This window comes from Mycobacterium sp. IEC1808 (assembly GCF_002101935.1).
Taxonomy (GTDB): Bacteria; Actinomycetota; Actinomycetes; order Mycobacteriales; family Mycobacteriaceae; genus Mycobacterium.
The window spans coordinates 74,494-86,023 of record NZ_LQPV01000064.1 but is presented as its reverse complement, the minus strand read 5'-3'; the positions used below and the strand labels follow the sequence as shown (position 1 = coordinate 86,023).

General features: G+C 69.0%; 9 protein-coding genes and 1 other RNA gene. 5 read left to right on the top strand and 5 right to left on the bottom strand.

Going from position 1 to position 11,530, the window contains the following annotated elements; genetic code table 11:
* From AWB92_RS25030 to AWB92_RS25015, 4 genes are all read right to left on the bottom strand, one after another.
* Nucleotides 1-799: PE family protein (locus AWB92_RS25030; RefSeq protein WP_142282303.1), on the bottom strand; the 799-nt coding region annotated here is incomplete at its 3' end.
* Between the two features lie 107 nt (nucleotides 800-906).
* The gene (locus AWB92_RS25025; protein ID WP_142282306.1) at nucleotides 907-2,478 is read right to left on the bottom strand and encodes an alpha/beta hydrolase; all 1,572 of its coding nucleotides are present in this window, start codon (nucleotides 2,476-2,478) and stop codon (nucleotides 907-909) included.
* A 288-nt stretch (nucleotides 2,479-2,766) separates the two neighbouring features.
* Complete coding sequence (locus AWB92_RS25020) at nucleotides 2,767-4,329, bottom strand: alpha/beta hydrolase (protein WP_142282305.1); 1,563 nt, start codon at nucleotides 4,327-4,329, stop codon at nucleotides 2,767-2,769.
* Between the two features lie 51 nt (nucleotides 4,330-4,380).
* Nucleotides 4,381-5,763: a wax ester/triacylglycerol synthase family O-acyltransferase gene (locus AWB92_RS25015; protein WP_085190460.1), complete on the bottom strand. Its 1,383-nt coding sequence runs from the start codon at nucleotides 5,761-5,763 to the stop codon at nucleotides 4,381-4,383.
* 131 nt (nucleotides 5,764-5,894) lie between these two features.
* On the opposite strand from AWB92_RS25015, the gene panB reads away from it, so the two are divergent.
* The 3 genes from panB to AWB92_RS25000 all read left to right on the top strand — a co-directional run bounded on the left by panB (nucleotide 5,895) and on the right by AWB92_RS25000 (nucleotide 9,641).
* Nucleotides 5,895-6,740: a 3-methyl-2-oxobutanoate hydroxymethyltransferase gene (gene panB, locus AWB92_RS25010; protein ID WP_085190482.1), complete on the top strand. Its 846-nt coding sequence runs from the start codon at nucleotides 5,895-5,897 to the stop codon at nucleotides 6,738-6,740.
* Nucleotides 6,741-6,918: 178 nt separating this feature from the next.
* Nucleotides 6,919-8,082 (top strand): cellulase family glycosylhydrolase, encoded by a 1,164-nt coding sequence (locus AWB92_RS25005; protein WP_085190458.1) that lies wholly within the window; start codon nucleotides 6,919-6,921, stop codon nucleotides 8,080-8,082.
* Between the two features lie 56 nt (nucleotides 8,083-8,138).
* On the top strand, nucleotides 8,139-9,641 hold the full coding sequence (locus AWB92_RS25000; protein ID WP_085190457.1) for a CYTH and CHAD domain-containing protein: 1,503 nt from the start codon (nucleotides 8,139-8,141) through the stop codon (nucleotides 9,639-9,641).
* A gap of 14 nt (nucleotides 9,642-9,655) precedes the next feature.
* On the opposite strand, the gene rnpB is transcribed toward AWB92_RS25000, so the two are convergent.
* Nucleotides 9,656-10,056, bottom strand: an RNA gene (gene rnpB / locus AWB92_RS24995) — RNase P RNA component class A.
* Between the two features lie 113 nt (nucleotides 10,057-10,169).
* Between rnpB and AWB92_RS24990 the strand changes: the two genes are divergently transcribed.
* Both AWB92_RS24990 and AWB92_RS24985 read left to right on the top strand, forming a co-directional pair.
* The gene (locus AWB92_RS24990) at nucleotides 10,170-11,339 is read left to right on the top strand and encodes a cytochrome P450 (RefSeq protein WP_085190455.1); all 1,170 of its coding nucleotides are present in this window, start codon (nucleotides 10,170-10,172) and stop codon (nucleotides 11,337-11,339) included.
* Nucleotides 11,336-11,530, top strand: coding sequence for a ferredoxin (locus AWB92_RS24985; RefSeq protein WP_068181767.1), 195 nt, complete (start codon nucleotides 11,336-11,338; stop codon nucleotides 11,528-11,530). Before AWB92_RS24990 ends, AWB92_RS24985 begins: the two co-directional genes overlap by 4 nt.

The window sequence follows — 11,530 nt, the reverse complement described above, 5'->3', positions numbered from 1 at the left end:
CCCCTCCCACACCACCCGTACCGCCGGCCCCGCCGTCTCCGCCGTTGATATGGCTGTCGGTGCCGGCCAGACCCGCGCCGCCGACACCGCCCGTTCCGCCGGCCCCGCCCAGGCTCAGCAGGCCGATGCCCGCCCCGCCGGGCCCGCCAGTTCCGCCGACACCTCCCGTGGCGCCAGCGCCCCCGCTGCCGCCAACACCGCCATTGCCGAAGAGCACGCCGCCGGTGCCGCCCGCCCCGCCGACGCCGCCGATGCTGCTTGATGTGCCGACCCCGCCGGCGCCGCCGTGGCCGCCGTTGCCGAACAGTCCGGCGTTACCTCCCGCGCCGCCGGGTTGGCCCGGCAGCCCGGACCCGCCATTGCCGCCGTCGCCCCACAACAGTCCGCCCGGCCCGCCGGCCTGCCCGGTCCCCGGCGCACCGTCGGTGCCCTTGCCGATCAGCGGGGCCCCCAACAGCAACTGCGTGGGAGCGTTGATCGCCCCTCGCACGTCTTGCCAAACGGTTTGCAGCGGAGAAGAATTCGCCGCTTCGGCCGCCGTATACCCCCCGGCCGCCGCACGCAGGGCCTGCACGAACTGGTCATGAAACGCGGCCGCCTGCGCGCCGAGTCCCTGGAACTGCTGGCCGTGGGCGGAGAACAGCGCCGCGATGGCCGCGGACACCTCGTCTTCCCCCGCGGCCAGCACCCCCGTCGTCGAGACCGCCGCCGCGCGGGCCGCGCCGAGCGTCGACCCGATACCGGCCAGATCCGACGCGGCCGCCGCCATCAGCTCCGGCGCCGCGATGAGAAACGACATGTCGGTCCACCTACCAGCTAGCCCCGGTTGTCACTAGCCCGGCGGTCCTCCACCCGTCAGGTTCATGCAACGTAGCAGGATGCCCGAGGGCAAGGGCGCGCTTTAGGTCAGGACCGGCACCGCAGCGACGCGGGCGGCAGCGCGCCCGCCACGAAGTAACGCACCACCGCGGTGTCCACGCACTGGTCGCCGTTGAACACGGCGGTGTGCTGGGTGCCGTCGTAGCTGATCAGCGGCGCGCCGAGTTGCCGGGCCAGGTTGACGCCGGCCTGGTACGGCGTGGCCGGGTCGTGCGTCGTGGAGACGACGACGGCCTTGCCGGGCGCGACGGGCGCCGCGGCGTGCGGCCTCGAGGTGGCGGGCACCGGCCACAGCGCGCACAGGTCGCGCGGCGCGTTTCCGGTGAACTGCCCGTAGCTCAGGAACGGGGCGACCTGGCGCATCTTCTGATCGGCGGCGACCCAGGTCGCCGCATCCGTCGGTGTCGGCGCGTCGACGCAACGCACGGCGTTGAACGCGTCCTGGTCGTTGCTGTAGTGCCCGGCCTTGTCGCGGCCCTCGTAATCGTCGGCCAGCATCAGCAGGTCGCCGGCGTCGGTGCCACGCTGCAGCCCGAGCAGGCCACTGGTCAGGTACTTCCAGTGCGCCGGAGTGTAAAGCGCGTTGATGGTGCCGGTGGTCGCGTCGGCGTAGCTCAACCCGCGCGGGTCCGACGTCCGGCCCGGCTTGGCGACCAGCGGGTCGACCAGGGCGTGGTAGCGGTTGACGAATTGAGCCGGATCGGTGCCCAGCGGGCATCCGGCCGAGCGGGCGCAGTCGGTGGCGTAGTCGTTGAAAGCCGTTTGGAATCCGGCCATTTGGTTGATGTTCTCGGTGACCGGGTCCACGGTCGGGTCGATGGCGCCGTCGAGCACCATCGCCCGCACGTGATCGCCGAACGCCTCGAGGTATGCGGTGCCCAGCTCGGTGCCGTAGCTGTAGCCGAGGTAGTTGATCTGTTCGTCGCCCAGCGCCTGGCGGACCGTGTCCATGTCGCGCGCGACGGATGCGGTGCCGGCGTTGGCCAGGAACGCGTTGCCCATCCGGCTGGCGCATTGCTGGGCCAGGTGCTGGTTGATCTGCTCGATGTGCGCCACGCCGGCCGGGCTGTAATCGACCATCGGTTCGCGGCGGAACGCGTCGAAGTCGGCATCGCTGCGGCAGCGCAACGGCGGGGTCGAGTGGCCCACCCCTCGAGGGTCGAATCCCACCAGGTCGAAGTTGCGGGTGATATCGCTGTTCTCCAGGTCCGATGCCATGCCGGCGACCATGTCGACCGCGGACGCGCCCGGCCCGCCCGGGTTGATCAACAGCGATCCCATCCGTCGTCCCGTCGCGGGCACCCGGATCACCGCCAGCTTGGCCTGCGCGCCGCCCGGATTGGCGTAGTCGACGGGCACCGACACGGTGGTGCACTGGGCGGTGGGGACGTCGCTGGTGTCGGTCAGGAATTGGCTGCAGCTGCCCCAGTTCTGCGGGCGCGCCGCAGCGGCCGGCGGAGCCGGGGTCGGGGTCTGGCCCGCACCCGGTTCCGGGGTCGCGCCGGCCACCGGCAGTGGCAGCACCGGTTGTCCCGCAACCAAAATCCCGAACGACAGCAGCGCCGAGCTCAACGGTCTCAGGCGCGACATGGCTGTCAATATTTGCAGCATCGAATACCCGTCCGAACGCGAAATGGTCACGGCTTGATCTCGCCTCGGCGCGTCGTCACCTGGTCGCGTCGTCGGGCGTTGGGTGTGAATCGTGGGCGTTCCATGTGAGCCCAGGGCGGGAAAATCGGCGAAACCCCGCCCTAGGCGCCCACCGAAAACCGCCAGCTCACAATCAAGCCCCAGTGCGGGCGTCGCGACCAGTCCCTTGAGACTGCGCTCAGCGCCAGAAAACGCCGGATTTTTAGCGCTGAGCGCAGTCTCGGCGCCGCAATACCTCTAGCACTTGGCGCCGCTCGGCGGCGTGTCGCCGCCGATCAGGTACTCCGTCACGTAGTCGTCGATGCAGCTGTCGCCCTGGAAGACCACCGTGTGTTGGGTGCCGTCGAAGGTCAGCAGCGAGCCGCGCAGCTCCTGTGCCAAATCGACGCCGGCCTTGTAGGGGGTCGCCGGGTCGTGCGTGGTCGACACCACCACCGTCGGCGCCAGGCCGGGCGCCGTGATGGCGTGCGGCTTGCTCGTCGGCGGCACCGGCCAGAACGCGCAGGTGCCCAGCGGCGCGTCGCCGGTGAACTGCCCGTAGCTCATGAACGGGGCGATCTCGCGTGACCGGCGGTCCTCGTCGATCACCTTGGCGCGGTCCGTAATCGCCGGCTGGTCAACGCAATTGATCGCGACCCGGGCGTCGGTGGCGTTGGTGTAGTGGCCGTGCGGGTCGCGGCGCATGTACATGTCGGCCAACGCCAGCATGGTGTCGCCGCGGTGGTCGGCCAGCTCGGACAGGCCGTCGGTCAGGTGGTGCCACAGCGACGGCGAGTACAGCGCCATGATGGTCCCCACGATGGCGTCGGCATAACTCAACCCGCGCGGGTCCTTGGTGGGTATCGGCCGGCCGACCATCTCGTTGTTCGGGTCCACCATCGGGTCGACCAGGCTGTGATACACGGTGACCGCCTTGGCCGGGTCGGTGCCCAGCGGGCAGGTCGGCTGCTTGGCGCAGTCGGCGGCGAAGTCGTTGAACGCGTCCTGAAATCCCTTGGCCTGACGCAGATCCGCCTCGATCTGGTCGGCGTTCGGATCGACGGCGCCGTCGAGGATCATCGCGCGCACCTTGGTGGGATAGGCCTCCGCGTAGGCCGAGCCGATCCGGGTGCCGTAGGAGTAGCCGAGGTAGGTCAGCTTGTCGTCGCCCAGCGCCGCGCGGATGGCGTCCAAGTCGCGGGCGACGTTGACCGTCCCCACGTTCGCCAGGAAGTCCTTGCCCATCTTGTCGATGCAGCGGCCGACGAACTGCTTGGTCTCGTCCTCCATGTGGGCCACGCCGGCCGGGCTGTAGTCGACGTTCGGCTCGGTGCGCAGCCGGTCGTTGTCGGCGTCGGAATTGCACCAGATCGCCGGCCGCGACGAGCCGACCCCGCGCGGGTCGAAGCCGACCAGGTCGAAGCGTTCGCGGATGCGCTTGGGCAACGTCTGCACGACGCTCAACGCGGCGTCGATGCCGGACTCACCGGGGCCGCCGGGATTGATCACCAGCGAGCCGATCTTGTCCCCGGTCGCCGGAAACCGAACCATCGCCAGCGTCGCCACGTCGCCGTCGAGGTGGTCGTAGTCAACGGGCACCGCCAGCCGGCCGCACATCGCGCCGCTGGGGATCTTGGCCTTGGGGTTGGACGAGCGGCACGGCGTCCATTCGATCGCCTGGCCCAGCTTGGGCCCCGCCATGACGGCGCGCCCGCCGACGACGCGGAGACAGCCGCCGAGCAGCATCGCCACGGCGGCGAGCGCCATCCAGATCAGCAGCGTGCGCGCGACCTTGTCGCGGCGAGACAACCCCATGCCCACATATGCTGCCAGAGCCAACCTGAGATTCTGATGAGCGCCTCCAGCGGCGAACTAGCCGACGGCCGCGAGCAGTTCTTCCATCGCCACCGCGAAGTCGTCGGCCATCTCCCACAGGTCCGGCAGCAATTCCGGGCACGAGATCAGCCCGACGTCCAACGTCCCGTTCAGCGACATCACGGTGATGTTGAGGCCCGAGCCGTGGAAGATCGGGCCCAGCGGATACATCGCCTTGACCTCGCAGCCCAGGAAGTACAGCGGCTCCTGCGGGCCCGGGACGTTGGAGACCACCAGGTTGTGCACCGGCATGGTCTCGGTCAGTCGGGTCCGGGCGTACAGCCGCATCGCGACGCCGAAGACCGCCGGCGCGGCGAACTGCGTCCAGTCCTGCAGCAGTGAGGCGCCGATGGCCGAACTGTGTTCCTTGGCAAGCGAATTCGCCTCGGCGATGGCCTTGAGGCGCTCGACCGGATCGGCGATCTCGGTGTGCAGGCTGGAGAACATGGCCGAAACCTGGTTGCGGCCCGGGCGATCCGACTTTCCGTGCACCGACACCGGAACGGAGGCCACCAGCGACGTGTCGGGCAACGCGTCGCGCTCGGCCAGGTACTGGCGCAACACCCCGGACACCAGGGCCATCACCACGTCGTTGACCTTGACGCCGAAGTGGTTCTTGACGGTCTTGACGTCCTCGAGGTCCAGCTGCGCGTACGCGATGTTGCGGCGGCCGGTGATGGAGGCGTTGAACGCGGTCCGCGGCGCGGCGAACGGACGCGCCATCGCCTGGCCCTCGACGGCCTTGCGCACCGTCGCGACCACCGAGGACACGGTCTGGGGCACCACGTTGGCCAGCCGCAGCGGCCGGCTGGCGAACCGGACCAACCCGCCCGCGGCAATTTGCCATCCGCTGCCGCCTCCGACGCCGTCCACCGGATCGGGTGCGGGCGCGTCGGCCTCGGTGGCGCACAGCTGCGACATCAGATTCGCGCCCGTCACCCCGTCCACCCCGCAGTGGTGCACCTTGGTCATCACCGCCAGCCGATCGGAATCGGCGCCCGCCACGCCTTCGATGACCCACATCTCCCACAGCGGCCGGCTCCGGTCCAGCGGCAGCGACGCGATGTGCCCGCAGATTTCCGACAACTCGCTGCGGCCGCCCGGCGGCGGCAACCCGATGCGGTGCAGGTGGCGGTCCACGTCGAAGCTCTCGTCCTCCACCCACACCGGGTGATCGAGGTTCAGCGCGCTGTCGGCAAGCTTTTCGCGGAACTGCGGCATCGCCTTCAGGCGCAGCGTCAGCGCGTCGCGCAGCCGGTCGAAGGTGTAGCCGCCCGGCATCGTCGACGTGTCCACCTCGATGATCGAGCAAACATGCATGGGCTGTGCGGCAGTCTCGAGGTACAGGAAACTGGCGTCGAGGCCGCTGAGACGCTGCATGCGAAGAATGGTATGACTCACACCACACGGGCGGTGCAACCGCGCACCCGAGATGGCAGAATGGCGGGAGTCAGCGAACCCGGGGACCGCAATGGCCACGAGGATCGATCCGACCACTACCAGGGACAATGATGTCTGAGCAAAACCCTTATGGTGCCAATCCGCCTGCGCAAGCCAAGCCGCCGACGCGGATTCGCACCCACCACCTGCAGAAAATGAAGGCCGAAGGCCACAAGTGGGCCATGCTCACGGCCTACGACTACTCGACCGCCCGGATCTTCGACGACGCCGGCATCCCGGTGCTGCTGGTCGGTGATTCGGCCGCCAACGTGGTGTACGGCTACGACACCACGGTTCCGGTCTCGATCGACGAACTGATCCCGCTGGTGCGCGGCGTCGCGCGCGGCGCCCAGCAGGCGATGGTCGTCGCCGACTTGCCGTTCGGCAGCTACGAGGCCGGCCCGGCCGCCGCGCTGGCCGCCGCGACCCGGTTCATGAAGGAGGGCGGCGCGCACGCCGTCAAGCTCGAGGGCGGTGAGCGGGTGGCCGACCAGATCGCCTGCCTGACCGCGGCGGGCATCCCGGTGATGGCCCACATCGGCTTCACGCCGCAAAGCGTGAACAGCCTCGGCGGCTTCAAGGTGCAGGGCCGCGGTGACGCCGCGGAGCAAACCGTGCACGACGCGATCGCCGTCGCCGAGGCCGGTGCGTTCTCCGTCGTGATGGAGATGGTGCCCGCCGAGCTGGCCACCCAGATCACCGGCAAGCTCACCATCCCGACCATCGGGATCGGGGCCGGTCCCACCTGCGACGCCCAGGTCCTGGTTTGGCAGGACATGGCCGGCCTGAGCGGCGGCAAGCCGCCGCGGTTCGTCAAGCGGTTCGCCGATGTCGGGGCCGAATTGCGAAAGGCCGCAACGCAATACGCGCAAGAGGTGGCCGCGGGCTCCTTCCCCGCCGAGGAGCACTGCTTCTGACGGCCGCTTAGCCGAAAGGCGCTCAAGCCGCCCTTTCCCCCGCTTGAAGCGGCGGCCCCGGTCATGCCGGGGATTGCTGAAACCTCTTGTGTGACACCGCTGGTAGGGTTGCTGCTATGGGCGACCGGGGCTCGTGAGCGGGGTTGAAGAAATCGTCGGCAGTAATCGTGGTGGCCTCGTGCACCGCCGAACGGTCCTGGCGTTGCCGCTGCTACTGGCGGGTGGCGCGGCCCTGACGCGAGTGCCCCGCGCCGCCGCGCAACCGCCCCCCGGCCCACCGGAATCGAGCCGATGGTCGACCGAGCGCGCCGACCGCTGGTACCGGGCGCAGGGCTGGCTGGTCGGCGCCAACTACGTCACGTCGAACGCGATCAACCAGCTGGAGATGTTCCAGCCCGACACCTTCGACCCGCTGCGCATCCACGTCGAGCTGGGCTGGGCCCGCTCCGCCGGATTCAACGCCGTGCGGGTGTTCCTGCACGACCAGCTGTGGACCCAGGATCAGCGCGGCTTCCAGGCTCGCCTCGCCCAGTTCGTCGCCATCGCCGCCGACCGCGGCATCAAGCCGCTGTTCGTCTTGTTCGACTCGTGCTGGGACCCCTTCCCCAAGGTCGGGCCGCAGCGGTCCCCGACGCCAGGGGTGCACAACTCGGGCTGGGTGCAGGGCCCGGGCGCCGAACGCCTCGGCGACCGCGGCTACCTCGACACCATGCGGGCCTACGTGACGGGGGTGCTGACCCAATTCCGCAACGATGACCGGGTTTTGGGTTGGGACCTATGGAACGAGCCCGACAATCCCTCGCACCACTACGCGTCGGTCGAGCGGCCGGACAAGGAGCAACTCGTCGCGGACCTGCTGCCGCAGGTGTTCGCGTGGGCCCGTTCGGTCGATCCCGTCCAGCCGTTGACGAGCGCGGTGTGGCAGGGCGAATGGCCCGACGCCGGAAGCACCAGCGCGATCGCCGCCATTCAGCTGGGCAACTCCGACTTCCTGACTTTCCACTCCTACGGCGAGCCGGCCGGCTTCGAGAACCGCATCGACGAGCTCGCCTCGCAGGACCGGCCGATCGTCTGCACCGAGTACCTGGCCCGGCCGTTGGGCAGCACCGTCGCGGACATCCTGCCAATTGCCAAGCGCCGCAAGGTCGGTGCGATCAATTGGGGGCTCGTCGCGGGCAAGACCCAGACGTACTTCCCGTGGGACTCGTGGGATCACCCGTACGCCTCGATTCCCGACGTGTGGTTCCACGACCTGTTGCAACCCGACGGGCGGCCGTTCCAGGAAAGCGAAATCCAAACGTTTCGTCAGCTGACCGGCGGGGCGATGCATCTCAACCAGTAGCACCGCGATATGGCACCCTATGGGTTGCCCATCACGCCGCCTCAATGGAGCCGAGAATGCCTGTGAAAGCGCCGAAAACCTCCCGTCATCTGGAGGTGGAGCGCAAGTTCGACGTCGTGGAGTCCACGGTGTCGCCGTCGTTCGAAGGCATCGCCGCGATCGCTCACGTCGACAAGTCGCCGGTCGAATCGCTGGACGCGACGTACTTCGACACGCCGGGGCAGGACCTGGCGCGCAACAAGATCACCCTGCGCCGCCGCACCGGCGGTCACGACGCGGGCTGGCACCTCAAGTTGCCGTCCGGCCCGGAGGCGCGCACCGAGGTTCGCGCACCGCTGGATGCGTCGGATCCCGACACCGTGCCGGGCGAGTTGCGCGATGTGGTGCTGGCCATCGTCCGGGAGCGCCCACTCGCACCCGTCGCCCGGATCAGCACCGAGCGCGAAACCCAGGTGCTCTACGGCGCGGACGGGGCGGCGCTGGCCGAGTTCAGCAACGACCACGTCACCGCGTGGGCGGCCGGCGACTCCGACGCCCAGCCCGCCGAACAGGAGTGGCGCGAGTGGGAACTCGAGCTCGCCGAGGGCAACGGCGCGGCCGACGCCGAGCTGCTGAGCCGGTTGAGCAACCGGCTGCTGGACGCCGGTGCCGCGCCCGCCGGCCACGCCTCCAAGCTGGCCCGCGTGCTCGGCACGCCGGCGCGTCCCGACGGCGCGGTCGAGCCGGCAGACCCGGTGCACCGGGCGGTGGCCGAGCAGGTCGGCGAGCTGCTGGTGTGGGATCGGGCGGTGCGCGCCGACGCCTACGACGCGGTGCACCAGATGCGGGTGACCATCCGCAAGATCCGCAGCCTGCTGGCCGACTCCGGTGACTCGTTCGGGTTGTCCGAGAACGCGTGGATCCTCGACGAACTCCGCGAGCTGGGCAACGTGCTGGGCGCGGCCCGCGACGCCGAGGTGCTGGCCGAGCGCTACCAGCAGGCCTTGGACAAGCTGCCACCCGAGCTGGTGCGCGGACGCATCCGCGAACGCCTCGTCGACGGGGCCCGCCGCCGCTACCAGACCGGGCTGCGGCGGTCGCTGATCGCGATGCGCTCGCAGCGATACTTCCGCCTGCTCGACGCCCTCGAAGCCTGGGTGGCCGAAGCTCCCGCGGCGGTTCCGGGCGAAGAGGCTGCGCCGGTGACCCTCGATGCGGCTTACCGCAAAGTCCGCAAGGCGGCGAAGGCCGCCGCCCAAGTGGAATCCGGCGACGAGCACGAACGAGACCTGGCGCTACATCGAATTCGCAAGCGCGCCAAGCGGCTTCGCTACACCGCCGCGGCCACCGGCGCCACGCAGGTGTCCGAGCAGGCGAAGGTCATCCAGACGCTGCTGGGAGAGCACCAGGACAGCGTTGTCAGCCGCGAGCACCTGGGTCATCAGGCCGAGGCCGCGCACACAGCCGGCGAGGACACCTTCACCTATGGGCTGCTGTACCAGCAGGAGGCCGACCTCGCCGAGCGGTGCCGTCAGCAACTCGACGACGCGCTGCGCAAACTCGCCAAGGCGGTGCGCTAACCGCCGAAGCGGGGCGGACGAGTTGGCCTGTAAGCCGGATTCTGTTCCCCGCCGCCGCGGCATAAGCAACGGCGGCGGGGCGGCGACCATCCATCTGGACACACCGTCGCCGGGTGCCTCGAGCGGCCTACCCGCAGGCTCGGGCGAGCAACCCTCAAACGCCTGCGCGGCCGCACCTTTCGATGCGGCCTTCTTGGCCTTGCTTCGGGTGGGGTTTGCCTAGCCACTCCGGTCACCCGGAATGCTGGTGCGCTCTTACCGCACCGTTTCACCCTTACCACCGCGAGGGTGGCGGTTTGTTTTCTGTGGCACTTTCCCGCGAGTCACCTCGGATTGCCGTTAGCAATCACCCTGCTCTGTGAAGTCCGGACTTTCCTCGACTCGACATGCGAGCCGCGGCCGCCCGGCCAACTCGTCCGCGACGGTCCACGGTACTCGCTGGAGAATCTGCTGACCAGCGGCATTCGGGCATCTCAGCAATTACCTAATCATTGCCTAAATAGCGAAGTTGGTGTCACATTGAACCTCATGACAGAAACCGAAGGGTATGTCGATCAGGCGTTCGCGGGACTCGCTGACCCGCAGCCGATGTACAAGGCGTTGCGTGAAACCACCCCGGTGTTCCGCTCGCCGACGGCGTGGGTGCTCAGTCGTCTGGCCGACATCGAGATGGCCCTCAAGCACACCGAGTTGTTCTCGTCGAACATGGACGCCGTCGACCTCGGCAACGTCCGACCGATGATCCCGCTACAAATCGACCCGCCCGATCACGCGAAATACCGCCGCGTCCTCGACCCGCTGTTCACTCCGCGGGAGATGGCCCGGCGCGAACCCCGCGTCAGCGAGCTCGTCAACGAGATGATCGACCGCTTTGCCGGTCGCGGCGAATGCGACTTCCACGAAGAGTTCGCCGTCCCCCTCCCCTGCACCGTTTTCCTGCAATTGCTCGGCCTGCCGCTGGAGGACCTCGACCAGTTCCTTCAGTGGAAGGACGGCATCATCCGCCCGCCGGGTGACTCCGGCTACGACCGCCGCCACGAGTCCGGTGCTCCGACGGCGCAACAGATCTACGAGTACTTCGACCGTGCCATCGACGACCACATCGCCAATCCGCGCGACGACGTGCTGTCCGCCATGATCGCGGCGAACGTGGAAGGCAAACCGCTGACGCGCGAGGAGCTGCTGGACATCTGCATCCTGTTCCTGATCGCCGGGCTCGACACCGTAACCGACTCTCTGGACTGCTTTTTCGTGTTCCTGGCCCGCCACCCCGAGCACCGTCGCCAACTCGTCGAGCAGCCCGAGATACTGCCGAGCGCCATCGAGGAGCTGTTGCGCTGGGAGACGCCCGTGCCGGGCGTGGCCCGCGTCTGCGTCCAGGACACCGAGGTGGGCGGATGCCCGATCAGCAAGGGCGAACGGATCAGCCCGCTGCTCGGCGCGGCCAACACCGACCCCGCCGAATTCCCCGATCCGGAGGTGGTGGACTTCACGCGCAATCCGAACCGGCACCGCGCCTTTGGCGGCGGCCCGCACCGCTGCCTGGGTTCCCACCTCGCCCGCATGGAGCTGCGGGTGGCGCTGCGCGAATTCCACCGCCGCATCCCGAATTACGAGGTCAAGCCCGGCACGCAGCTGACCTATACCGCCGCGCTGCGGTCGGTGGAGTCGCTGCCGCTGGTGTTCCCGGCGTCATGACCCGCATTGCCGTCGACCCGGACCGCTGCACGGGACACGGCCGCTGCTACACGTTGGCGCCCGACGTCTTCGACGCCGACGACGTGGGGCACTGCGTGGTGCTCGTCGAGGAGGTCTCGGGCGAACTCGAGGCGCAGGCCAAAACGGGTGAGCAGAACTGCCCGGAGCAGGCAATCACACTGTCGCCCTGA